We start from the raw sequence: 23,443 nt of genomic DNA on the forward strand, positions 1-23,443 counted from the left end.
GTGTGTTTGAAAGGGTTTCCGTCTTGGTCCGCAACCTCGCCGTTTTCGCTCTGATCCCGCTCGCGCTCGGCGCATGCAGCCGCACCGGCGAAATCGATGCCAATGGCGGTGGCGCCGGCGTCACGGCGGTGCGCTCGGCCTGCCCGCACGTCGCGATTCCCGCGGGCACGGGCGACATGACCATCTTCAACCCGGCGACCAGCCGCGAGGCCAGCGCGATCGACGTCAATGCGGTGATGACCAACGTCACTTCGACCTGCGACGATGCCGGGCTGCAGGTCGTCACCACGGTCAATTTCGACGTGCTGGCGCGCCGCCAGAGCGCCGAGGGCCCGCGCGACGTGAGCTTCCCCTATTTCGTGACGGTGGTGCGTGGCGGCACGTCGGTGGTCGCCAAGCGGATCAACCGCGTCACCGTGCACTTCGAGCCGGGCCAGCTGCGCGCCCAGACCAGCGGCACCGCCACCACCTATGTCGACCGCGCCGCCGCGACGCTGCCCGACGAGGTCCGCAAGCGCCTCACCGAGAAGCGCAAGGCCGGCGAGCAGGCGGCGGCGATGGACCCGCTGGCCGATCCCTCGATCCGCGGCGCGGTGCTCTCGGCCACGTTCGAGGCGCTGGTGGGCTTCCAGCTGACCGAGGACCAGCTGAAGTACAACGTCACGCGGTAACCTAATTCCCCCTCCAGCTTGCGGGAGGGGTTAGGGGAGGGGCTGTGGTGAGTGGCGTGCATGACGCTCCCTCGCGCACTTCATTCCCTCCCCCGACCCCTCCCGCAAGCGGGAGGGGAGTTTCTGTGATTGACTCGAATCATCCCCACGGCCAAGGCTGCGCCCGTCGACAGGCACGCGCGGGAGAGTGTGGGGCAACCCACCGCCGAAGGAGCAACCGCCCCGGAATCTCTCAGGCACCAGGGACCGCGCGGACACGACACTCTGGAAAGCGGACGCGGCCCGGCCACGTCCCACCGAAGGGGTAAGCCAGGCGACTGGCGAAAGCTCTCAGGTTCCGTGACAGAGGGGGCGATGGAACGGTGCGCGGGGATTCCGCGCCGCTTCGTCGAATCCCTCTCGAATCCGGAGTGCCGCGATGAGCCAGCAAGTCCAGGACCAGCCCCTTGGCGGCGATCCCGAAGGCGGGGAGGGCGCCGAAGAGCTTCGCCTGCTCCCGCTCGACCAGTGGCACCGCGCCCGGGGCGGCCGCATGGTTCCCTTCGCCGGCTACGAGATGCCGGTTCAGTATGAAGGCATCATGGCCGAGCATCTCTGGGTGCGCGCGCATGCCGGGCTGTTCGACGTCAGCCATATGGGCCAGCTGACCTTCACCGGCGAGGGCGTCGAGGCCGCGCTCGAGGCGCTGATGCCGGCGGACATCCAGGCCGCCAAGCTCTCCCACCCGGTCTATTCGCTGCTGATGGCCGAGAATGGCGGCATCCTGGACGACCTGATGCTGACCCGCCTTGCCGAGGGCGAAGTCTATATGGTCGTCAACGGCGCCTGCAAATGGGACGACATCGCCCATTTCCGCGAGTTCCTGGCGGACGAGATCGGCATGAACCACATGGAGGACCATGCCCTGCTCGCGCTCCAGGGGCCGGAAGCGGCCGCCGCGCTGGAGCGCGTGATCCCCGGCGTCTCCGCGCTCGTCTTCATGCAGGGCGCGCCCTTCGCGTGGCAGGGCCGCGACCTGTGGATCAGCCGCTCGGGCTATACCGGCGAGGACGGCTTCGAGATCTCGGTTCCCGTCGAGGGTGCCGAGGCGCTGGCCGATGCGATCACCGCCCAGCCGGAAGTGAAGCCGATCGGCCTCGGTGCCCGCGATTCGCTGCGCCTGGAAGCCGATCTGCCGCTCTACGGCCATGATCTCGATACCGAGACCACGCCGGTCGCCGCCGCCCTGGGCTTCGCGCTCAAGAAGCGCCGCCGTGAGGAAGGCGGCTTTCCCGGCCATGCGCGCATCATGCTGGAGCGGGAGAACGGCTCGATCCTCAAGCGCGTCGGCCTGGTCGTCGAGGGGCGCCAGCCGGTCCGCGAGGGCGGCCTCGTCCTCGACGCCGACGGCAACGAGGTCGGCAAGGTCACCTCGGGCGGGTTCGCGCCGACGCTGCAGCAGCCGATCGCCATGGCCTATGTGCCGGCCGCCAGCGCGGAGCCGGGCACGAAGATCACCCTTGCCCAGCGCGGCAAGATTCATGCGGCGGAGGTCGTGAAGATGCCCTTCGTCCCCCATCGTTACGTCAGAAAGGGAGCCTGATGAGCCGCTATTTCACCGAGGACCATGAGTGGGTCGACGTCGACGGCGACACCGCCACTGTCGGCATCACCGAATATGCCCAGAGCCAGCTCGGCGACATCGTGTTCGTCGAGGTGCCGGACGAGGGCAAGCAAGTGTCGAAGGGCGACGATGCGGCCGTCGTGGAGTCGGTCAAGGCCGCGTCCGACGTCTATGCGCCGGTCTCGGGCACGGTGATCGAGGGCAATGCCGAGCTCGCCGACAATCCCGCGCTGGTCAATGAGGACCCCGAGGGCGAAGGCTGGTTCTTCAAGCTCACCCTCGCCGATCCGGGCGAGCTGGAAAGCCTGATGAACGACAGCGCCTATCAGGAATACGTCTCGAAGCTGTGAGGAATGCGCTGGCCTTGATCCTGCTCCTGGCAACAGGGTGCGGCGCTGCCGCACCGCAGGTCAAGGTCGCGGACATTCTCGCCAATTGTGCAGCGTACAAGGCCAAGCCTGTCCAGGCGATGGGATATCTGGGCGAATGTACGCGCGACGGCTGCTTCCTTGCACCGCATAAGGCGAGTTGGAGTGCGTATGCGAGCGCGTGGACGAATCTTCAGGCGCTAGGCGGTAGCAACGCGCTCAGTGACGCCGCGAAGCGGGCACAACAGAGCGTTAACCGGTTCTCGCCACTCGGGTTCAAGGCGGAGGATGCGGCGGATGACGCATTCGTCGATAAGGCCGGGCCGCTGCAGAACAGCTACGTCATCATGACCGGCACCATCGCGAAGGATGGCTGCAACGGCATACCCGACTCCGATCATTCCTACGGCATCAAACCCACCGATATCCGCGTCTGGACCGAGTCCGAGGGCGCACCTGTAAATTCATCGAGAAGGTAAACATGCGCTACCTGCCCCTTACCCAGCCCGATCGCGAGGCGATGCTCGGCGTCATCGGCGCCAAGTCGATCGACGATCTCTTCGCCGACGTTCCCGCCGCGGCCGTGCTCGACGGTCCGATCGCGGGCCTGCCGATGCATGCCAGCGAGCTCGCGGTCGAACGCCATATGACGAAGCTCGCCGCCAAGAACCTGGCGGCAGGGGCAGCGCCCTTCTTCCTCGGCGCCGGCGCCTATCGCCACCATGTGCCGGCCAGCGTCGATCACATCATCCAGCGCGGCGAGTTCCTCACCGCCTACACGCCCTATCAGCCGGAAATCGCGCAGGGCACGCTGCAGATGATGTTCGAGTTCCAGTCGCAGGTCGCGCGGCTGCTCGGCTGCGACGTGGCGAACGCCTCGATGTACGACGGCTCGACCGCGTGCTGGGAAGCCATCACCATGGCGCGCCGCGTCACCAAGCGCGGCAAGGCGATCCTCTCGGGCGGCCTGCACCCGCATTATGTCTCGGTTGCCGAGACCATGGCGAAGTTCACCGGCGACCAGCTGGTCACCGCGCTCCCCACGCTGAGCCCGACCCCGGACACCGATGACCTGATCGCCCAGATCGACGACGACACCAGCTGCGTCGTGGTCCAGTATCCCGACATTCTCGGCCGCATCGCCGACCTGTCGAAGCTTGCCGAAGCCGCGCACGCCAAGAAGGCGCTGCTCGTCGCCGTGGTCACCGAGCCGGTCGCGCTGGGTGCGATCAAGTCGCCCGGCGAAATGGGCGCGGACATCGTGGTGGGCGAGGGCCAGTCGCTCGGCGTCGGCCTGCAGTTCGGCGGACCGTACGTGGGCCTGTTTGCCTGCTCGGAGAAGCTGGTCCGCCAGATGCCCGGCCGTCTCTGCGGCGAGACCCAGGATGCCGAGGGCAAGCGCGGCTATGTGCTGACGCTCTCCACTCGCGAGCAGCATATCCGCCGCGAGAAGGCGACCTCGAACATCTGCACCTCGTCCGTGCTCTGTGCGCTCGCCATGTCGGTGCACATGACGCTGCTCGGCGAGAAGGGCCTGCGCCAGCTCGCCGCGATCAACCATGCCACGGCCTCGGCCGCTGCCGACCGCCTGGCCCAGGTGCCGGGTGTCGAGCTGGTCACCCCGACCTTCTTCAACGAGTTCACGCTGAAGCTGTCGAAGGAAGCCCGCCCGGTCGTGCGCCAGCTCGCCGACCAGGGCATCCTTGCCGGCGTGTCGCTCGGCCGCCTCTATCCGGGTGCCGACGCGCTCGCCAACGGCCTGATCGTCGCGGTCACCGAAACCACTACTTCGGAGGACGTCGAGACGCTTGCCTCCGCGCTCCAGGAGGTGCTGGCATGAGCACGATCAACCAGTCCGGCTGGCGCCCGACCACCCCGCAGGCAGGCGAAGCCAGCGACCTCTCGACCTTCACCGGCAACCGCGCGCTGATGCTCGAGGAAGCGCTGATCTTCGAGATCGGCTCCAGCGAGACCACCGGCGTCGATTTCGGCGAAGTGCCCCAGGCCAAGTCGCGCCTCGGCGGCCTGACCCGCGACGCGGCGATCGGCCTGCCCGGCCTGTCCGAGCCCGAGACGGTGCGCCACTATACGCGCCTAAGCCGCCAGAACTACGCGATCGACCTGGGCCTGTTCCCGCTCGGCTCGTGCACGATGAAGCACAATCCGCGCCTGAACGAGCGCATGGCGCGCCTGCCGGGCTTCGCCGACATCCACCCGCTCGCGCCCGTAGACACGGTGCAGGGCGCGCTCGAGGTCATCGACCAGCTCGCGCACTGGCTGATCACGCTCACCGGCATGCAGGCCGTGGCGATGAGCCCCAAGGCCGGTGCGCACGGGGAACTTTGCGGCATCCTCGCGATCCGCTCGGCGCTCGACGCGCAGGGCCAGCAGGACCGCAAGATCCTGCTCGTGCCGACCAGCGCGCACGGCACCAATCCGGCGACGGCGGCGTTCGCCGGCTTCTCGGTCGAGGACATTCCCGCCACCGAGGACGGCCGCGTCGACCTGGAGGCGCTCAAGGCGCGGCTGGGGCCCGACATCGCCGGCGTGATGATCACCAACCCCAATACCTGCGGCCTGTTCGAGCGCGACATGAAGGCGATCTCGGACGCGGTGCATGCGGCGGGCGGCTATGTCTATTGCGACGGCGCCAACTTCAACGCGATCGTCGGCCGGGTCCGCCCGGGCGATCTCGGCGTCGATGCGATGCACATCAACCTGCACAAGACCTTCTCGACTCCGCATGGCGGCGGCGGCCCGGGCTCGGGCCCGGTCGTGTTGTCGGCGGCGCTGGCCCCCTATGCGCCGCTGCCCTTCGTCGAGAAGGACGGGGACAAGTTCCATCTCGTCGAGGAAGAGACCGCGGGCGAGCATCATGCCGGCACCTTCGGCCGCATGACCGCGTTCAACGGCCAGATGGGCATGTTCACCCGCGCGCTGACCTATATCCTCAGCCACGGCGCCGACGGCCTGCGCCAGGTCGCCGAGGATTCGGTGCTCAACGCCAACTATATCCTGCGCTCGATGGAGGACGTGCTCGACGCGCCCTTCGCCAAGTTCGGCCCGTGCATGCATGAGGCGATCTTCAGCGACAAGGGGCTGCCCGAGGGGCTGTCGACGATCGACATTGCCAAGGGGCTGATCGATGAGGGCTATCACCCGATGACGGTGTATTTCCCGCTGGTCGTCCACGGCGCGATGCTGGTGGAGCCGACCGAGACGGAGAGCAAGGCGACGCTCGACCAGTTCATCGGCGCGTTCCGCAGCGTGGCGGCTCGTGCCAAGAACGGCGACCCGACGATCCGCACCGCGCCGCACTTCGCCCCGCGCCGCCGCCTCGACGAGACGCTCGCCGCGCGCAAGCCGGTGCTGGCGTGGAAGGCGCCGGCCCCGGCCGAAGCGGCGGAATAGCCTGGGCTTCCTCTTCCCCTCGGGGCAGGGCTGGACAGCGAAAGGCCGGGGCGCGATGCCTCGGCCTTTTTCTTTATGTCACAGCGCGATAGCCCCGGAACCGTGCAAATGCGGTTTGCCTTGTGGCGTGCTGCCGGGGCAGCGTGCCCCGAAACGGACAAAGGGGAATCCGACATGAAGACCGCGCTGCTCGCCGCTGCCATCGCCGCCGCCACGCTTTCGGTGCCGATGCCGGCTTATGCGGGCAACGACCCCTTTGTCGGCGAGATCATGCTCTTTCCCGCCCGCTATTGCCCCGAGGGCTGGGCCGAAGCCGATGGCCGGCTCCTGCCCATCCGCAACTATCACGTGCTCTTCACGCTCCTCGGCAACAGCTATGGCGGCGACGGCAAGACGGATTTCGCATTGCCCGATCTGCGCAAGGCGATCCCCGCCGCGGCGACCGACCAGCAGAAGCAGCTGCGCTACTGCCTCGCGATACGTGGCGATTATCCCCGGCACCCCTGAGCGCCGGGCGCTCAGATCCAGCGGCGCACCGCGGACTTGTAGCTGAGATAGCGCTCGCCGAATTTGCGCGCGAGATAGCTCTCCTCGCGCTCGATCACTTCGCGCTGGATCACGAAGATCAGCGGGATGAGCAGCAGCAGGGCGACCAGGCTGTCCATCCAGATCGCCACGCCCGCATAGGCCAGCGCCATGCCGAAATACATCGGATTGCGCGACCAGCGATAGACGCCGTCGGTGACGAGCGTGGTGGAGCGCTTCCATGGCTTGGGATCGGTGCCCGCGGCGCGGAGCAGGCCCAGGGCGGAAAGCATGATTCCCACGCCGAGCAGCGTCGCCAGCGAACCCAGGCCGCGCTCGGTCGAATGGGCGAGCGGCAGTCCCGGGCTGCCCAGCAGCCTGCCCAGCGCCAGGCCCACCACCAGCATGCCAAGGAAAGCGGCAGGCGGCGCGAACTTCACCCCCGCGCTATCGTGATCGACGTCCATGAACCCTCCGGGCGCCCTGATGGACCGGCGTGGCCGCATGCGCAATCCTCTTGCCTTTGCCATCCAGTTCGGCTGGCATAAGTACTGTATTACTTATATAGATCACTTGCAAGTCTTCCGGGGGTTCCCATCGATGCACGCGCAGCCCATTCATCCCAATCCGCTCTACCAGCTCATCCCGATCGCGATCATCCTGGTGGTGCTCGCGCTGCGCTTCCGCCGGCTCACCCGCGAGCGGCCGTTGCGGGTCGAGCGGTTGTGGATCGTGCCCGCGCTCTATCTGGCGATCACTGGCTTCACCTTCTGGAACATCCCGCCCGCGCCAATGACCTGGGCGGCGGCGGCCGCCGCCCTGCTCGCCGGTGCCGCGCTCGGCTGGCAGCGCGGCCGGATGATGCAGATCACGGTGAATCCGGAGACGCACGAGATCTCGCAGCGGGGCTCGCTCGCCGCGATGGCGTTCATCCTCGCGCTCGTCCTCATCCGCTCGCTCGCCCGCAATGCCGAGACGCTCGGCATTCCCGGCGTGCATTTCGACGTGATGGCGATGACCGACGTGCTGATCGCCTTCGCGCTCGGCATGCTGACGCTGCAGCGGGTGGAGATGTTCCTGCGCGCCCGCCGTCTGCTCGAACAGGCGCGCGCCGGATGAGGCGCCACGCCCCGGCTACCGCGCGGAACCGCGATCCGATCGCCGCGGTGCTGGCGGAGGAGCTGCCGGCTTCCGGCCAGGTCCTCGAGATCGCGAGCGGCAGCGGCGAGCATTGCGCCTGCTTCGCCGGGCGCTTTCCCGGGCTGACCTGGCAGCCGAGCGACCCCGATGCCGATGCGCTGGCATCGATCGCGGACTGGTGCGCGGGGCTGGCCAATGTCCGCCCGCCGCTGGAGATCGATGCGGCCTCGGCCGTTTTCCCGGCGGCGGATGCGATCCTGTGCGTCAACATGGTCCATATCAGCCCCTGGGAAGCGACGCTCGGGCTGCTGGCGGGGGCGGGCAGGGCGCTTGGCCCGGGTGCCCCGCTGATCCTCTACGGTCCCTATCGCCGCGAAGGCGTGGAGACGGCGCTGTCGAACGAGCAGTTCGAGCTGTGGCTGAAGGACAAGGATCCGCGCTTCGGGCTGCGCTTCGTGGAAGCCGTGACCGCGGCCGCCGCGCCGCACGGCCTGTCGCCGGTGCGGCTGGTCGAGATGCCGGCGAACAACCTGATGCTGGTGTACCGGCGAGCCTGAGACTCCCCTCCCTTTCAGGGAGGGGCGCGGCCGGATCACACCGGCTCCATCTCCGCACTGGTCACGGCCGGATCCGGGATCCCGCGCCGCCGCTCGCGCCACACGATGTAGAGCCCGCTCGCGATGATCACCGGCGCGCCCAGCCAGGTCCAGGCGCTTGGCCACATGCCGAAGATCGCCCAGCCATAGAGCGTGCCCCAGATCAGGCTGGAATAGTCCATCGGCACCACCGCGCTCACCGGCGCGTGCTTCACCGATCCGGTCAGCGCCAGCTGGCCGACGCCGCCGATCAGCCCGATCCCCACCAGCATCGCCCAGGTCACCGGGTCATGCGCCTTGAACGCAAAGGCATAGGGGATCGCCAGCACCGGCACGGAAAGGACCGAGAACCAGAACACCGTCGTCCCCGTCGCCTCGGTCTTGCCGATCTGCCGCAGCAGGATCGCCACGATCGCCACGAACAGCGCGGCGAGCAGCCCCACCATCGCCCCGAACGCGGGGATGTGCGTGCTCCCCGGCTGCGCGACGATCAGCACGCCGGCGAACCCCGCGATCACCGCGCCCCAGCGATGCCGGCCGGTCGGCTCCTTGAGCAGCACCGCGCCCAGGATCGTCGCGAAGATCGGGACGGTGAACTGGAAGGTCACTGCCTCGGCCAGCGGCAGCAGCAGCACCGCGCCGAAGGTAAAGACCATGCCGGTCAGCCCCACGGCGGTGCGGGCGGCATGCGCGCCGAAGCGCCGCGTCCGGATCGATCCCAGGCCGGGGCCCGCCGCCACCCATGCGGTCACCAGCGGCACTGCCCAGAGCTGGCGATGGAACATCGTCTCGACCAGCCCGGCGCCGCGCATCTCGGCCAGCTTGATCAGCGCCGACATGGTCGCGAGGCAGGCGACCGCGAACAATCGCAGCAAGATGCCCTTCAATATCTGATCGCCCTGCACGCCGGAGCCTTTGCGGCAGGGCGCCGCCGGCGGCAACCCTGGGCCAAGCCGCAATCGGCAAGCCCCGGCTCCCCGCCCGCGCGGGGATGGCCGGAATCATCGCAAGGGCCGCGCTGGGTTCTCGACCCAAAGCATCGACGGATAGACCTGCTCGAACTGTGCCGGGGGCAGCGCCGCGGCCGTCGCGAGCGCGGCCAGCCCCGCGTCGCACGCCGCCGCCGGCTTCGCTTCGCCCGGGGTGATCGCCCGGCCGGCGGGATGGTCGCGTGCCGCCGCCGCGGCCTCCCACAGCGCGATGTTCTGCCGGAGATAGAGTTCGCGCAGGTCCGGCGCGAACCAGGCGGCATCGTCGAGCGGATCGGCGAAATAGGCATCGCACCGCTCGGGCGAGGTCGCCGCGAGCTTGCCCGCCAGCGCGGTCTCCGCCGCCAGATAGGCGCGCAGCTGCGGTGCCGGCGCCTGGGCCAGGCCGGCGCGGTGACGCCGCGTCGCCTCGCTGACGAAGGTGCCTGCTGCCTGCTGGATGTCCTGCGGCCCGCCGCCCGCCCGCGCGCGCTCGGCCACCACCGCCTTGAGCGCTTCGAACTCCTCCGGGAAAGTCCGCTTGATCGCCGCGCTCAACTGCCCGCCGGGCCGGTCGGCGAGCAGCTCGCGCTCCACCGCCGCCGGATCGGTGAGGGGGCTTCGCGGCCCGGTGCGCGGCAGCTGGGTGATCGCCATCGCCGCCAGCCCGAGCGCCACCACCCCCAGCGCCACGATCCGCCAACGCCTGCCCATCATCCACGCATCCCTCGAACCATTCGCCCGGTTCCTGGCCGAGCAGCCCTGCCACTGGCCGAGCAGCCCTGCCACTGGCAATGTAGGATTTTCGCTGGCACTGCCATGCGGGCGGGCTTCGCCGCCCGCCATGCCCCCGCTGCGTCGCCGCGCGCTTGCGGGGGGTGTCAAGCGATTCAACGAATCGTGCAACTATAAGGTTGAACATCGGCTCGCTTGCGGCGGGCCGGCCACGCATTTAGAGGCACGGCCATGATCAAGCATGCGCTCAACGTCACCCGCGAAGCCAATTTCGCCGAATGGTATCAGACCGTCATCACCGAGGCCGATATGGCCGAGGAGAGCGGCGTGCGCGGCTGCATGGTCATCCGGCCGTGGGGCTATGGCATCTGGGAGCGGATCCAGCGCCTGCTCGACGATCGCATCAAGGCGACCGGCCATGAGAATTGCTATTTCCCGCTGTTCATCCCGCTCTCCTATTTCGAGAAGGAGGCCGAGCATGTCGACGGCTTCGCCAAGGAGATGGCGGTCGTCACCCATCACCGGCTGATCCACAAGGACGGCAGGATGATCCCCGACCCCGAGGCGAAGCTGGAGGAGCCGCTGGTCGTGCGCCCCACGTCGGAGACGGTGATCGGCGCCGCGTTCAGCCGCTGGGTCCAGTCGTGGCGCGACCTGCCCGTGCTGATCAACCAATGGGCGAACGTCGTCCGCTGGGAGATGCGCACCCGCATGTTCCTGCGCACCGCCGAGTTCCTCTGGCAGGAAGGGCACACCGCCCATGCCAGCGTCGAGGAAGCGCGCGAAGAGACGATGAAGATGCTCGAAGTCTATCGCAGCTTCGCCGAGGAATGCGTGGCGATGCCGGTGATCGCCGGCGAGAAGCCCGAGAATGAGCGCTTCCCCGGCGCGGTCTCGACCTACAGCATCGAGGCGATGATGCAGGACGGCAAGGCGCTCCAGGCGGGCACCTCGCACTTCCTGGGCACCACTTTCTCGAGCGCGCAGGACATCAAGTTCCAGAATTCGGAAGGTCAGCTCGAGCTGGCCCAGACGACGAGCTGGGGCATGTCGACCCGCATGATCGGCGGGCTGATCATGACGCATGGCGACGATGACGGCCTGCGCGTGCCGCCCCGCATCGCGCCCTGGCAGGTGGTGATCGTGCCGATGCTGCGCGACAATGACGAGGACGCCGCGCTGATCGACTATTGCAAGGGCATCCAGCAGGAACTGTCGAAGCAACATGCGTTCGGCGAACCGGTGCGCGCGCTGCTCGACCTGCGCGCCGCCAAGGCAGTCACCAAGCGCTGGGGCTGGATCAAGAAGGGCGCGCCGCTTGTCGTCGAGGTCGGCGGGCGCGACATGGCCGGCGGCAACGTCTCGGTCACTGTTCGCACCGACCTGTACCGCGAGGACGGCAAGCTCAACTCGGCCATTGTCGGGCGCGACGCCTTTCTCGCCGAGGCGGTCGGCCAGCTCGAGGCGGTGCAGAAGGCGCTGTTCGAGCAGGCCAGGGAGCGCACCGACGCGAACATCGTTCGCGACGTAACCGACTTTGCCGGGCTGGAGGCCTATTTCGAGGGCGCGGGCAAGTTCCCCGGCTGGGTCGAGGTCGAATGGGCCAGGCCGGGCGGGGCCGATCTCGACAAGGTGGTCGAGCGGCTGAAGGCGCTGAAGCTCACCTTCCGCAACGTGCCGAACGATGCGACGCCGGCCACCGGCGCCTGCATCTTCACCGGCGCGCCCGCGGTCGAGCGCATCCTGGTGGCGCGTGCGTATTGAACGCCCGGTCGTCGTCCGGGCCATACCCGTCATCCCGGCGAAAGCCGGGATCTCAGGCGAAGGCGCGGGGACGGAGCGGCAAGAGATCCCGGCTTTCGCCGGGATGACGGGGTAGGGCGGGGATGCGCACGCTCTTCGCCACTCTGCTCTACGAGCAGCCGCTGGGCGATCCCGATCTCCTGGAGGCGCTGGAGCAGTCCTGCCTCCAGCTGGCCGAGGACGACATGGCTGGCCGCCGCTGGTGCCGCGAGCATGAGTATCGCGGCTATACCAGCTATGCCTCGCTCGACGACCTGCCGATCCGCGACCCCAATTTCGCGGACCTCAAGCGTTTGCTCGACAGGCATGTCGCGCAATTCGCCAAGGCCTGTGCCTTCGATCTGCAGGGCCGGAAGCTCAAGCTCGACAGCCTCTGGGTGAACGTGCTCGACGGCAAGGGCGGGCATGGCGCGCACATCCATCCGCACAGCGCCGTCTCCGGCACGCTCTATGTCGCGCTGCCCAAGGGTTCGCGGGGCCTCAAGCTGGAGGATCCGCGCCATGCCATGATGATGGCGGCGCCGCCGCGGCGCGAGGACGCGCCGGAGGCCTTGCTGGGCTTTGTCGAGATCCTGCCCGAGCCCGGCACGGTGCTGCTGTGGGAAAGCTGGCTGCGCCACGAGGTTCCACCCGGCTCGGGCAAGGTGCCGCGGATCAGCATCAGCTTCAACTATCGCTGGGGATGACGGGGCGTCCGCTTGGTGACGCGGAACGCCAGGGTATGTTTCAGAGAGCCGAACGGCATCGCTACCGGGAGCGCAGTCATGCAACTTCTTGCCCTTGTGCTGAGCCTGTTCGTGACCTCCGCCTCGGCGCAGGGCTATGGTGTCACGGCAACCGGCAAGCTCGTCGACAAGGCCAGCTGCGATGCCAACGCGCCGGGCGAGCGAACCGTCGCGCTGTTCTTCGTGTTTCGAGAGCGGCCCTTCGCAGCATATCTGAGCTTCTATCGGAGCGACCAAAGGCGCAGCCAATATCCGACGGCGCTTGACCGGCTTCTCCGCAGCCTGCGGCCCCTGGCCGGCTCCGCCGGGTGCTCGGCCCCGGTTGGGCACGGGAACGCGTGGGGAAGCCGGGGCGGATGATCGCGCGGCGCGCCTTGCTCGCCGGTACGCTGACGTTGCCGCTGCCGGTGGCGGCGCGGGTTGGCGAGCCCTGGGATGCGGTGGTCGATCCCGCCACCGGCACGCTCGGTGCCGCGCTGGCGCGGGCGGAAAGGGCGGGGCGGCCCTTTCGCATCCTGCTCGGGCCCGGCATCTTCACCGAGAAGCTGACGGTGCGCGCGCCCGGCGTCACCCTCCAGGGCAGCCCCGGCACGATCCTCCAATATGGCACCGCGGCCGGCACGGCGAAGCCCGGCGGCGGCAGCTGGGGGACCGGAGGATCGGGGACGCTCACCATCGCCGCGCCCGACGTGACGCTGCGCGGCCTCACCATCGCCAACAGCTTCGACTATGTCGGCGCGCGGCGCGACGGCGCCGGCAATGGCGCGCAGGCAGTGGCGCTGGCGGTGGGCCGCGAGGCGGACCGCACCACCATCGATCGCTGCGTGCTGCTCGGCTTTCAGGACAGTTTCTACCTCCAGGCCCGCACCCTGATCGCCGATAGCCGCATCGTCGGCGGGGTGGACTTCATCTTCGGCGGCGCCGCGGCCTGGTTCGAACGCTGCGAGCTCGTCACGCGTTATGTCCCGAACGCCGACGGCTTCGGCTATGTCGCCGCGCCCAGCACCCCGGCCTCGCAGGAGTTCGGCCTGGTATTTTCCCGCTGCCGCCTCCGCCGCGAGCCGGGGGTGCCGGATGGCTCGACCTGGCTCGGCCGCCCCTGGCGCGCCGGCGGCAACATGGCGCTCACCGGTCAGGCGGCGTTTCTCCATTGCTGGATGGACGCCCATGTCCGCCGCCAGGGCTGGACCTGGATGGGCTACAAGGGCCCCGATGGCGAGCCGCGCCGCCTGACGCCGCCCGAGGCGCGGCTTTGGGAATTCGCGAGCGCCGGGCCGGGCGCGGGCCCCGCCGGAACCGATCGGCGGCTGCTGACGGCGGAGGCGGCGAAGCGCTTCACCCGGGCCAATGTGATCGGGTTCTAGGCGGGAACTTGCAATGTAGGATTGCGTCTGTTTCCGTGGTCGCGCCGGGAATCGGCCGGCCGCTCTTTGGAATGCTGGAAATACAGGCTTAGCGGATCACCAGGGTCAGCTGGCGCACCAGGCTCCGCTCGATCGGATCATCGAACCGGCAGCCGATATGCGCCCCGTCGTTCCAGACGATGGTCGCCGGCACGGGCAGGTCGTCGCGCAGGCTGAGCCATACCTTGTCGCCGGCGCGGTGCGGGGCCGCGCAGGCGAGGCGGCAGCCATAGACCGAGAGATCGTGGAGCATCGCCTCGACCGGCTTGTTGCCGCGCTTCGTCACGGTGGCGCGGGTGACGAGGATACGATGACGCGTCGCCGCGCGCTGTTCGACGAGCGCGGGTGTCACGGTCCGATATTGCGAGAATTTGGTCGCCATCTCTCTCCGCCCCGGCACGACCCTGCCGCGGACGGTTTAACAAGCGCTTAAGGTCCTCCTCCGGCATAGCGCTCGAGGTGGAGGCGGCTGGCGCGCGTGACGATCACTCTTTTGGGCTGCCGGCAAGGGCCATGGCCAGCAGGGTGGCGATCATTTCTCCTCAAGCACCCTGGTCACGCGTTCCGCCAGCTCCGGTCCGGCATGCAGCCCCAGCTTGCTGCGCCGCCACAGCACGTCCTCGGCGGTGCGGGCCCATTCATGGTCGCGCATCCAGCGTATCTCGGTGGCGGTGAGCCCGGCGCCCAGGTCCTCGCCCAGCTCGGTCCGGTCGCGCAGCATGTCGGCCAGGTTGCAGCCATAGGCATGGGCCATGCGCTCGGCCCGGGCATCGCCCAGGAACGGCCAGCGCGTCCTGACGGTGGCGACGAACCTGTCGAAATCGGCGATCGCGCCGCCGGGGAAGACGCGGGCCCGCGTCACCGGCTCGACCTTGGCGCCGAGTGCCGGCCCGATCTTCGCCAGCGCCTCCTCGGCCAGCGCCCGCGCCGTGGTGATCTTGCCGCCGAAGACCGAGAGCAGGGGCGGGCCGTTCTCGTCGAGCTCGAGCGCATAGTCGCGCGTCACCGACTGGGCCCGGGCGGCGCCGTCATCGTGCAGCGGCCGCACGCCGGACCAGCTCCAGACGATGTCCCCGGAGGTGATCTGGCGGGTGAAATAGCGGTTCACCGCCTCGCAGAGATAGGCCCGCTCCTCCTGCGAGCATATGGCGTCCTCGGGCCGGTCGACCGGGATGTCGGTGGTGCCGATCTCGGTGAAGTCGCCTTCATAGGGAATGGCGAAGACGATCCGCCGGTCGGGCTGCTGGAGGATATAGGCATGGTCGCCGTCGTACAGCCTGGGCACCACGATATGGCTGCCCTTGACCAGCCGGATCCGCGAATGATTAGCAATAGCCAGCTTGTCGAGGAGGTGCCGCACCCAGGGACCGGCCGCGTTGACCAGCCCGCGTGCCTCGACGGTGCGCCCGTCGGACAGCTCGGCATGCCAGGCCCCGCCGTCGCGCCGCGCGGCCAGCAGCTCGGTCCGCGTCGCGATCTCGGCGCCGTGATGCGCGGCATCGAGCGCGTTGGCCAGGGTGAGGCGGGCATCGTCCACCCGGCAGTCCGAATAGACGAAGCCGCTATGGGTGCTGGCCAGCGGATCGGTGAAGGCCTTGTCCCTGGCGTGCAGGCCGCGCGAACGGGGCAGGGTGGAATTGCCGCCCACCGCCAGCGCGTCGTACAGATAGAGGCCGAGTCGGACCATCCACCAGGGCCGCACCGCATGGGCATGGGGCAGCACGAAGGTGAGCGGGCGGATCAGGTGGGGGGCGGCCTCCAGCAGCCGCTCGCGCTCGTGCAGCGCCTCGCGGACCAGGCGGAACTCGTAGCTCTCGAGATAGCGCAGCCCGCCATGGATCAGCTTGGTCGAGGCCGAGCTGGTATGGCTGGCCAGGTCGTCCTTCTCGACGAGCAGCACGTTGAGCCCGAGCAGCGAGGCTTCACGGGCGATCGCGCACCCGTTGATCCCGCCGCCGGTGATGAGCAGGTCATATGCCACGGAGGCAGGTTACGGCGTTGGCAGCGAGCCCGCGAGTCCCTATCTTGGGGGCCAATGGCAAAAACCAAAATCAAAGCAGGGCTGCCCACGCGGCAGCAGATTCTCGATTTCATCACCAATTCCGATACCCCGGCGGGCAAGCGCGAGATCGCCAAGGCCTTTGGGCTGCATGGGCAGGACAAGATCCTGCTCAAGGCCTTGCTGAAGGACATGAGCGACGAGGGGCTGATCGACGTCGCCCCGGGCCGCGCCTTCCACAGGATGGGCGGCGTGCCCAAGGTCACCGTGCTGCGCATCACCGATGCCGATGGCGACACGACCTGGGCGGTGCCCGAGCGCTGGGAGGCCGAGGGCGTGCCCGTGCCGCGTCTGCGGGTCCGCGAGGCCCGCGGCAAGCGCTCGGCGCTGGCGATCGGCGACCGCATCCTTGCCCGCACCGAGGAGGCCGGCAACGGCTGGATCGCCCATCCGATGAAGAAGCTCGCCCGCGGCGAGGAGCTGATGCTCGGCGTGCTCAAGGAAGAGGCCGGGCGGCTCTGGCTGCAGGGCGTGGAAAAGAAGGAGCGGCGCAACTGGCCGGTCTCCGATGCCGGCGGCGCCGAATCGGGCGATCTCGTCCTTGCCGAAAAAGCGGGCCGGCCGCCGCGGATCACCGCCAAGGTGGTCGAGGTGCTGGGCGATCCCTTCGCGCCGCGCAGCTTCTCGCTGATCGCGATCCACCGGCATTCGATCCCCAATGTCTTCTCGGAGGATCTTCTCGACGAGGCCGAGCGCGTCTCGCGCCTCGATCTCGGCAAGCGCGAGGACCTTCGCCATCTGCCCATCGTCGCGATCGACCCGGCGGATGCCCGCGATCATGACGACGCGGTCTGGGCCGCGCCCGACGACGATCCGAAGAACGAAGGCGGCTGGAAGGCGGTGGTCGCGATTGCCGATGTCAGCTTCTATGTCCGCCCCGGCTCCGAGCTGGACCGCGAGGCGCGCAAGCGCGGCAACTCGGTCTATTTCCCCGATCGCGTCGTGCCGATGCTGCCCGAGATCCTCTCGGCCGAGGTCTGTTCCCTGAAGCAGGGCGAGGATCGGGCAGCGCTCGCCTGCCACCTCCAGATCGGCAGGCATGGCGAGCTGAAGAGCTGGCGCTTCACCCGCGCCGTGGTGAGCATCGCCGCGAACATCGCCTATGAAGACGCCCAGGCGGCGATCGACGGGAAGCTGGAGCATCCGCTGACCGAGACCGCGCTGCGGCCGCTCTGGGGCTGCTGGGCGGCACTCAACAAGGCGCGCGACAAGCGCGAGCCGCTCGATCTCGATCTGCCCGAGCGGCGGATCGTGCTCGACGAGATGGGGCGCATCCTCTCGGTGGCGCCGCGCGAGCGGCTCGATGCCCACAAGCTGATCGAGGACTATATGATCGCGGCGAACGTCGCCGCGGCCAAGGCGCTGGAGGCGAAGAAGGCGCCGGTGATGTACCGCATCCACGAGCCGCCGGCCCGCGAGAAGCTCGTCGCGCTGCGGGAATATCTCAAGACCTTCGGCATCGAGTTCGCGCTGGGCCAGGTGATCAAGCCGGCCACCTTCAACCGCATCCTGGAGCGGGTGGGAGAGAGCGACTTCCGCGAGCAGGTGATGCAGCAGGTGCTGCGGACGCAGACCCAGGCCTATTACGGCCCCGCCAATCACGGCCATTTCGGCCTGTCGCTCGGCAGCTATGCCCATTTCACTTCGCCGATCCGCCGCTATGCCGATCTGATCGTCCACCGGGCGCTGGTCGAGGCCTATGCGCTGGGCCCCGGCGGGCTCACCGCCGAGGAAGCCGCCGGGATGGAGCGGATCGGCGAGAGCATCTCCAGTCTCGAGCGCCGGGCAATGGAGGCCGAGCGGGAGACGATCGACCGCTATGTCGCCGCCTATCTCGCCAACCATGTCGGCGAGGTGCTGGAGGCGCGGATCACCGGCGTGCAGAGCTTCGGCTTCTTCGCCACCGTCGATGGCGTGGGCGGCGACGGGCTGGTGGCGGCGCGGGACCTGGGCACCGAATATTTCCGCTACGACGAAGCCGGGCAGCGGCTGGTGGGCGACGAGAGCGGCGAGGAATTCACCCTGGGCCAGCGCCTCCGGCTCCGGCTGGTGGAGGCCAATCCGGTCTCCGGCGCGCTCCGCTTCGAGCTGCCCGACGGCAAGGGCTCGGCGGGCCCGTCCGCCTTCGCCAGGGATCGCGGCAAGGGGCGCCCCCGCCCGATCAAGCGCCGCGGCCGGCCGCCCAACATCCGGCACAAGAGCCGCTGAGCGAGGACGATTGAACCGGCGGGCGCAGGGGTTTATGCTCGCATCCTCATATTCGGGGGGAACCGACCCGATGTCGATGCCCGTCCTCTTCGTCCCGGCCCGCGCCGCCGCAGCGACGCGGGATGGGCCGGCGGCGCTCAGATGATGTTCCGATCCCATGCTCCGGTCTCCATCGGCGCATTGGCCATGCGCGCGCGGCGGCGGATCCGCGCGCATTTCTTCGCCCAGCATGCGGTGACCGCCGAGGAGGCGGTCGCCTTCGTGCCGCAGGACCGGATCGAACGGACCCAGTTCGAGCGCATGCGCGGCGCCGGCCTCGTCCATGAGGCGGAAGCGGGCCGCTATTGGTTCGACCTGCCCGCCTTCCGGAAGCAGCTGGACCGGACCCGGGCGATCATGGTGCCGGTGGTGATCGTCCTCTGCCTCGCCATCGCCGGGGTCGGCATGCTGTTCTACTGATCAGTCGACCGCGAAGCTGAGGCCGGCACGCGCCTCGAGCCGTTTGGCCAGCGGCGCGGCCATCAGGCTTCCCGCCGTCCAGATCCCGCCCTTGCCCGCCGCCGGCACATCCTCGATCAGGCAGAGCGCGCTCTCGGCGATCATCTTGCTCGTCGAGCCATAGCCGGGATCCCGGTCGCCCTTCACCGTGGCGGAGAGGCGCTGCCCCTCGGGCATCTCCGCCACGAAGGCGAGGTCGTAGAAGCCGGTCTCGCGCTCTTCCTTGCTCGGCCCTTCGCCCGGCGCCGGTCCCTTGTCCGCGGCCATCGGATTGACCTTGGCCAGCGCTTCCGCCGCCGCCTTGCCGATCTCGCCCAGGCCGGGAACGACCAGCATCTCGTCATAGCGGAAGTCCGCGCCATAGGGCTGACCGGCCAGGAAGTTCGAGCGATGGACGTTCTTGGTATTGATCACCGCCATCATGAAGGGCGCGACCCACGCGTCGACCGCTTCGTCATGATAGGGCACCATGCCGTTCGGCTGGGCCGGCCCCTCGAAGCCCGGCGTGAGCGCGAAGGGATCGAGCATCAGCTTGAGGATCGCGGGATCCCTGGCCGCCGCGGCCATCGAGGCCTTGCCGCTGGCGAAGGTGCCGCCCGAGAAAGTGCCCTTCATCGCCCGCACCCGGCCCTTCACCCGTGGCGCCGGCTTGCCGAAGCGGGCGATCGCCGCCTGCTGCACGGCCCACACGCCGAGATCGAAGGGGATCGAATCGAAGCCGCAGGAGAAGACGATGCGCGCGCCGCTGGCCTTGGCCGCATCTTCGTACTTGCGGATCATCTGGCCCATCCAGGCCGGTTCGCCGCACAGATCGACATAGGCGGTGCCGGTCTCGACACAGGCGGCGAGCAGCGCCTCGCCATGGAGCTGATAGGGGCCCACCGTGGTGATCACCACCGTGGCGCGGGCCACCATCGCCTTCAGGCTGGCGGGATCATCGGCATTGGCGGTGAGCAGCGGCGTGGAGGCCGGCGCGCCGATCGCGTCGCGGACCTCCTGCAGCTTGGTGAGCGAGCGCCCGGCCATCGCCCATTTCACGTCCGGATAATGGCCCGCGAGATATTCCGCGACGAGGCGGCCGGTGAAGCCGGTGGCGCCATAGACGATGATATCGAACTCGCGGTCTGCCATCTGCCTGTTTCCTGCTCCTCGACGCTCAACCGGCTGGTTGAACGATTCATTGAATCTCTTGGCGCACTCGCATGTGTGCATGGGAGTGCGGGCGGCCTGCCCGGCTTCCGAAGCGACGCGGCGAGTGACGGCTTCAGTGAAGCAGGGAAATTCCAACATTGGAAGAGGCGGTATGGTGATTGACGTAGCGTATCGGCCATTCGGCGCTTCTTCGTCATGCTGAACTCGTTTCAGCATCCAAGGTGCCGCGACGGATGTCGCTTGTGGGGCGTTGGACCCTGAAACAAGTTGGCGTTTATCCCCTCGGGACAAGTTTATCCCCTTGGGATAAGGCGTGCCCGATAGCCGTCATCCCCGCGCAGGCGGGGATCCAGGGTAGTTGCGGGATATCGGCACCACCGCGCGAACGCTCTCAGGAAGTGCCAGGAATGCCTTGCACTTGTGCCGCGCCTGGCCCTGGATCCCCGCCTGCGCGGGGATGACGAAATAAATCAAAGCCTTGATCGGGTTTTGACCCTAGGTTGAGAACCCAAGCAAGTATTTGATTTTCTACTGTCATCCCGGCCTTGCGCCGGGATCCCGCTTCCTCCTGTGCTGGCGAGATAGCGGGACCCCGGCGCAAGGCCGGGGTGACGAAGGAAGAATATGAGTCCTCAACCTAGCCCCGCGTCTCGCGCAGCGCGTTCCACAGCGTCTTCACTTCGCGGTTGAGCGCCCCCAGGTCCTCGCCGCGCATTCCCGAGCGGACCAGCAGTTCCTCCGCCAGGCACCCGCATTCCTCGCGCATGTGGCGGCCGCGATCGGTGAGGCGCACCTGGACCTGGCGCTCGTCCTGCGGATTGCGCTCGCGCGTGACGAAGCCCGCCGCTTCCAGCCGCTTCACCAGCGGCGTCACCGTGCTCGATTCGAGCGCCAGCCGGTCGGCGACCGCGCCCACGGTGCGGCCGTCCTGCTCCCACAGCGCATGGAGCACCAGATATTGCGGATAGGTGATGCCGAGCCGATCGAGCATCGGCTTATAGGCACGGGTGATCGCCATGCTCGTCGCATAGAGCGAGAAGCAGAGCTGATCGTCGAGGGGCATCGCGGCGGGCATGTTCGTCTCCTTGGCCGGGGCCGATAGCATCAAAAACCATATCGCGATAACGAATTCGCTGGACAAGGCCCGACTCGCGCATTAGCTGAACAATATCGCGATAAATGATATCGCAAACTATGAATGAGGAGATCGAGCATGTCGGTTGACGTAAAGTACAGCACCCGCGCTACCGCCACCGGCGGCCGCGACGGCGAGGCCCGCAGCGAGGACGGGCGCTTCGTCGCCAGGCTCTCGACGCCGAAGGAACTGGGCGGCGCGGGCGGCGAGGGGACCAACCCCGAGCAGCTGTTCGCGGCCGGCTATTCGGCCTGTTTCATCGGTGCGCTGAAGGTCGCGGGCATGCAGCTCAAGATCAAGGTTCCGGCCGAGACCAGCGTGACCGCGACGGTGGGCATCGGCCCGCGCGCGGCGGGCGGCTTCGGCATCACCGCCGATCTGGAAGTCAGCCTGCCCGGCGTGGAGCGCGCCGATGCCGAGAAGCTTGTCCAGGCCGCGCACCAGATCTGCCCCTATTCGAACGCGACGCGCAACAACCTCGATGTGGGGCTGACGATCGCCTGAGGCGGGGCTTGGCCCGATCGCTGCCGGTCCGCCGGGCATGGAGCCTCCGTGCCGCTCCGGGCCGGCAGCCGATCGGGATCAGCCGGTCCGCTTGCGCACCAGCACGTCCTGCAGCACGAGCGCGTCCAGCGCCGTCTCGGCGAACAGCGCGACGGCTTCCTCCGGGCGCTCGACCATCGGCATGCCGCGCCGGTTGAAGCTGGTGTTGAGCAGCACGGGAATGCCGGTCCGCGCATGGAACGCGTCGAGCAGCGCTGCGAATTCGGGGTTCCAGTTCCGCTGCACCGTCTGGACCCGCGCGGTGCCGTCGACATGGGTGACGTTGCGCAGCGCCCCGGCCAGTTCGGCGCGGGTGCGATCGACCAGGATCATATACGGGCTGTCGCGGCCCGATTCGAAGCAGCGGGCGGCGTGCTCGGGCAGCACGGCCGGGGCGAAGGGGCGGAAATCCTCGCGGAACTTGATGTTGGCGTTGATATGGTCGCCCATGCCCGGCCAGCCCGGATGGGCGAGGATCGAGCGGCGGCCGAGCGCGCGGGGGCCGAATTCGCTGCCGTCCCGGAACCAGCCGACCGTCCTGCCCTCGGCGAGCAGGGCGGCGACTTGCGCGGCGAGCGTTTCGGGCCGGGTGACCTCCCAGTCGTCCGGCGCATCGGCCAGGGCCGCGCGGATCGCCGCGGGGCCATAGGCGCGGCCGAAGCAGGTGCCGCCGTCGTGCGGCGCCTTTTCCTGGCCGAGCAGCTCGATCCAGCCATGATAGGCGCAGCCGAGCGCGATGCCGTTGTCGCCCGCGGCGGGCTCCATATAAAGCTGGTCGACCACGCCGTCCTCGAGCAGCCGGGCATTGGCGACGGCGTTGAGCGCGACGCCGCCGGCATAGCAGACCTGGCTTGCGGGGAAGCGGGCGAGCCGGTCCTGGAACAGCGCGGCGATCGCCGCCTCCACCTGGCGCTGCGCCCAGAAGGCGATGTCGGCATAATATTGGAAGTCCGCGCGGAAGGCGTCATGGCCGGAGGCGGGGCGATCGAGCGCCGCTTTCCACGCATCGGCGACGAAGATGCGGCCCTCGCGCATCTCGAAGGCGGCGGCATCCACCGCGCCGGGGCGGCCATAGGGGGCCAGGCCCATCAGCTTGCCGACATCGTCGAGATTGCCGAAGACATAATGGCTCACCGCCGAATAGAAGCCGCCGATCGAGTGGCGGGTCGCGTTCATGCGGAAGCGATCGGCGCCGTGGTCGAGCGGGCTGAAATCCTTGACGAGCGGCGTCATGCGGCGGCCGTCGAAATGGTAGAAGCTGTCCTTCTCGCACCACATCGGCGCGCCGGGGCCGGTGAGCTCGTCCGGCAGGGCGGCGCCGGCCAGGTCGGTGCATTGCGCAAGCGGGCTGCCACAGCCGTCCACCACCAGGATCGCGCAGCTGCCGAACGGGCTGGTGCCGGCCGCGCTCCAGGCATGGGCGAGATGGTGGGAGATAGTGGCGATCGGCGGATGGGCATCGTCCGCGAACAGGCGGGGGCCATGGAAGCGGGCCCGGGGCGGCACGTCGAAATTGGCCGACTGGACGACCAGGGCGATGTCCGCAAGGGCGATCCCCTCGGCGTCCAGGCAATAGCGAATGGCGTCGCTGTCGTTGCCGCCGTCATGCTTGCGGCGCGTGAGCCGTTCCTTCTCGATCCCGACCGCGACCTGGCCGTTCCGCAGCAGCACCGCCGAGCCATTGTGCGACAGCCCCGTGCCGAGGACGTAAACCGGTTTTTCCATTCCTGCCCCGTACCCTCTCCCCGCGGCGAGTGAAGCAGACCGGATCGGGTGTGGGAAGCGCGGTTCGATCCGCCGCGGGGCTAGGTTGAGGACTCATTTAAGCCACGCGGTGATAAGGGCTACGAGAGCGATGGCAGCGAGGTAGTTTGTGGCATGCCGGTCGTATCTGGTAGCG

General features: G+C 68.4%; 24 protein-coding genes and 1 riboswitch. Of the genes, 16 read left to right on the forward strand and 8 right to left on the reverse strand.

The window, feature by feature from the left end; genetic code table 11:
- Nucleotides 1-23 precede the first annotated feature (23 nt).
- The 7 genes from ACIQCS_RS19990 to ACIQCS_RS20020 all read left to right on the forward strand — a co-directional run bounded on the left by ACIQCS_RS19990 (nucleotide 24) and on the right by ACIQCS_RS20020 (nucleotide 6,560).
- Nucleotides 24-671 (forward strand): hypothetical protein, encoded by a 648-nt coding sequence (locus ACIQCS_RS19990; RefSeq protein WP_345848244.1) that lies wholly within the window; start codon nucleotides 24-26, stop codon nucleotides 669-671.
- A 170-nt stretch (nucleotides 672-841) separates the two neighbouring features.
- Nucleotides 842-930: riboswitch (glycine riboswitch) on the forward strand.
- Between the two features lie 159 nt (nucleotides 931-1,089).
- A complete protein-coding gene (gene gcvT, locus ACIQCS_RS19995) occupies nucleotides 1,090-2,253 on the forward strand; it encodes a glycine cleavage system aminomethyltransferase GcvT (protein WP_345848243.1) in 1,164 nt (387 codons plus the stop codon).
- Nucleotides 2,253-2,624 (forward strand): glycine cleavage system protein GcvH, encoded by a 372-nt coding sequence (gcvH, locus tag ACIQCS_RS20000; protein WP_086131087.1) that lies wholly within the window; start codon nucleotides 2,253-2,255, stop codon nucleotides 2,622-2,624. Before gcvT ends, gcvH begins: the two co-directional genes overlap by 1 nt.
- 14 nt (nucleotides 2,625-2,638) lie before the next feature.
- Entirely contained in the window at nucleotides 2,639-3,121 is a 483-nt protein-coding gene (locus ACIQCS_RS20005) for a hypothetical protein (RefSeq protein WP_345848241.1), read from the forward strand.
- 2 nt (nucleotides 3,122-3,123) lie between these two features.
- Nucleotides 3,124-4,482 (forward strand): aminomethyl-transferring glycine dehydrogenase subunit GcvPA, encoded by a 1,359-nt coding sequence (gene gcvPA / locus ACIQCS_RS20010; protein WP_345848239.1) that lies wholly within the window; start codon nucleotides 3,124-3,126, stop codon nucleotides 4,480-4,482.
- Nucleotides 4,479-6,053 carry an aminomethyl-transferring glycine dehydrogenase subunit GcvPB gene (gene gcvPB / locus ACIQCS_RS20015; protein WP_345848236.1) on the forward strand — a complete coding sequence of 525 codons (1,575 nt, stop codon included), beginning with the start codon at nucleotides 4,479-4,481 and terminating at the stop codon, nucleotides 6,051-6,053. The genes gcvPA and gcvPB overlap by 4 nt, the downstream gene beginning before the upstream one ends.
- Before the next feature lie 174 nt (nucleotides 6,054-6,227).
- Entirely contained in the window at nucleotides 6,228-6,560 is a 333-nt protein-coding gene (locus ACIQCS_RS20020; RefSeq protein ID WP_345848234.1) for a tail fiber protein, read from the forward strand.
- An 11-nt stretch (nucleotides 6,561-6,571) separates the two neighbouring features.
- On the opposite strand, the gene ACIQCS_RS20025 is transcribed toward ACIQCS_RS20020, so the two are convergent.
- Nucleotides 6,572-7,045, reverse strand: a complete 474-nt coding sequence (locus ACIQCS_RS20025; RefSeq protein WP_345848232.1) for an isoprenylcysteine carboxylmethyltransferase family protein — start codon at nucleotides 7,043-7,045, stop codon at nucleotides 6,572-6,574.
- Between the two features lie 133 nt (nucleotides 7,046-7,178).
- Between ACIQCS_RS20025 and ACIQCS_RS20030 the strand changes: the two genes are divergently transcribed.
- Nucleotides 7,179-7,697: a CcdC protein domain-containing protein gene (locus tag ACIQCS_RS20030; protein ID WP_345848231.1), complete on the forward strand. Its 519-nt coding sequence runs from the start codon at nucleotides 7,179-7,181 to the stop codon at nucleotides 7,695-7,697.
- Entirely contained in the window at nucleotides 7,694-8,275 is a 582-nt protein-coding gene (locus ACIQCS_RS20035) for a DUF938 domain-containing protein (RefSeq protein WP_345848229.1), read from the forward strand. Before ACIQCS_RS20030 ends, ACIQCS_RS20035 begins: the two co-directional genes overlap by 4 nt.
- A gap of 35 nt (nucleotides 8,276-8,310) precedes the next feature.
- Here the strand turns inward: ACIQCS_RS20035 and ACIQCS_RS20040 are convergent, their stop codons facing one another.
- Both ACIQCS_RS20040 and ACIQCS_RS20045 read right to left on the reverse strand, forming a co-directional pair.
- A complete protein-coding gene (locus tag ACIQCS_RS20040) occupies nucleotides 8,311-9,189 on the reverse strand; it encodes a DMT family transporter (protein WP_401531564.1) in 879 nt (292 codons plus the stop codon).
- A gap of 126 nt (nucleotides 9,190-9,315) precedes the next feature.
- Entirely contained in the window at nucleotides 9,316-9,999 is a 684-nt protein-coding gene (locus tag ACIQCS_RS20045) for a hypothetical protein (protein ID WP_345848226.1), read from the reverse strand.
- 249 nt (nucleotides 10,000-10,248) lie between these two features.
- Between ACIQCS_RS20045 and ACIQCS_RS20050 the strand changes: the two genes are divergently transcribed.
- The 4 genes from ACIQCS_RS20050 to ACIQCS_RS20065 all read left to right on the forward strand — a co-directional run bounded on the left by ACIQCS_RS20050 (nucleotide 10,249) and on the right by ACIQCS_RS20065 (nucleotide 13,909).
- Nucleotides 10,249-11,781: an aminoacyl--tRNA ligase-related protein gene (locus ACIQCS_RS20050; RefSeq protein WP_345848224.1), complete on the forward strand. Its 1,533-nt coding sequence runs from the start codon at nucleotides 10,249-10,251 to the stop codon at nucleotides 11,779-11,781.
- Nucleotides 11,782-11,903: 122 nt separating this feature from the next.
- A complete protein-coding gene (locus ACIQCS_RS20055) occupies nucleotides 11,904-12,506 on the forward strand; it encodes a TIGR02466 family protein (protein ID WP_345848222.1) in 603 nt (200 codons plus the stop codon).
- Nucleotides 12,507-12,584: 78 nt separating this feature from the next.
- On the forward strand, nucleotides 12,585-12,905 hold the full coding sequence (locus tag ACIQCS_RS20060; RefSeq protein ID WP_345848220.1) for a hypothetical protein: 321 nt from the start codon (nucleotides 12,585-12,587) through the stop codon (nucleotides 12,903-12,905).
- Nucleotides 12,902-13,909 (forward strand): pectinesterase family protein, encoded by a 1,008-nt coding sequence (locus ACIQCS_RS20065; RefSeq protein ID WP_345848219.1) that lies wholly within the window; start codon nucleotides 12,902-12,904, stop codon nucleotides 13,907-13,909. The genes ACIQCS_RS20060 and ACIQCS_RS20065 overlap by 4 nt, the downstream gene beginning before the upstream one ends.
- Nucleotides 13,910-13,997: 88 nt before the next feature.
- Here ACIQCS_RS20065 and ACIQCS_RS20070 read toward each other — a convergent pair whose 3' ends face one another.
- Both ACIQCS_RS20070 and glpD read right to left on the reverse strand, forming a co-directional pair.
- Nucleotides 13,998-14,330: a PilZ domain-containing protein gene (locus ACIQCS_RS20070; protein WP_280280573.1), complete on the reverse strand. Its 333-nt coding sequence runs from the start codon at nucleotides 14,328-14,330 to the stop codon at nucleotides 13,998-14,000.
- 150 nt (nucleotides 14,331-14,480) lie between these two features.
- Nucleotides 14,481-15,929, reverse strand: a complete 1,449-nt coding sequence (glpD, locus tag ACIQCS_RS20075) for a glycerol-3-phosphate dehydrogenase (protein WP_345848216.1) — start codon at nucleotides 15,927-15,929, stop codon at nucleotides 14,481-14,483.
- Between the two features lie 54 nt (nucleotides 15,930-15,983).
- Here glpD and rnr point away from each other — a divergent pair, with 54 nt between their 5' ends.
- Both rnr and ACIQCS_RS20085 read left to right on the forward strand, forming a co-directional pair.
- On the forward strand, nucleotides 15,984-18,215 hold the full coding sequence (rnr, locus tag ACIQCS_RS20080) for a ribonuclease R (protein ID WP_345848214.1): 2,232 nt from the start codon (nucleotides 15,984-15,986) through the stop codon (nucleotides 18,213-18,215).
- A 144-nt stretch (nucleotides 18,216-18,359) separates the two neighbouring features.
- On the forward strand, nucleotides 18,360-18,674 hold the full coding sequence (locus tag ACIQCS_RS20085; protein ID WP_345848213.1) for a hypothetical protein: 315 nt from the start codon (nucleotides 18,360-18,362) through the stop codon (nucleotides 18,672-18,674).
- On the opposite strand, the gene ACIQCS_RS20090 is transcribed toward ACIQCS_RS20085, so the two are convergent.
- Complete coding sequence (locus tag ACIQCS_RS20090; RefSeq protein ID WP_345848211.1) at nucleotides 18,675-19,844, reverse strand: saccharopine dehydrogenase NADP-binding domain-containing protein; 1,170 nt, start codon at nucleotides 19,842-19,844, stop codon at nucleotides 18,675-18,677.
- A 658-nt stretch (nucleotides 19,845-20,502) separates the two neighbouring features.
- Nucleotides 20,503-20,940, reverse strand: coding sequence for a MarR family transcriptional regulator (locus ACIQCS_RS20095; protein WP_345851999.1), 438 nt, complete (start codon nucleotides 20,938-20,940; stop codon nucleotides 20,503-20,505).
- A gap of 138 nt (nucleotides 20,941-21,078) precedes the next feature.
- Between ACIQCS_RS20095 and ACIQCS_RS20100 the strand changes: the two genes are divergently transcribed.
- The gene (locus tag ACIQCS_RS20100) at nucleotides 21,079-21,504 is read left to right on the forward strand and encodes an organic hydroperoxide resistance protein (protein ID WP_345848210.1); all 426 of its coding nucleotides are present in this window, start codon (nucleotides 21,079-21,081) and stop codon (nucleotides 21,502-21,504) included.
- A 78-nt stretch (nucleotides 21,505-21,582) separates the two neighbouring features.
- Here ACIQCS_RS20100 and ACIQCS_RS20105 read toward each other — a convergent pair whose 3' ends face one another.
- Nucleotides 21,583-23,268 (reverse strand): carbamoyltransferase C-terminal domain-containing protein, encoded by a 1,686-nt coding sequence (locus tag ACIQCS_RS20105; protein WP_345848208.1) that lies wholly within the window; start codon nucleotides 23,266-23,268, stop codon nucleotides 21,583-21,585.
- Nucleotides 23,269-23,443 lie beyond the last annotated feature (175 nt).

Source organism: Sphingomonas sp. NPDC092440, assembly GCF_044754985.1.
Classification (GTDB): domain Bacteria; phylum Pseudomonadota; class Alphaproteobacteria; order Sphingomonadales; family Sphingomonadaceae; genus Sphingomonas.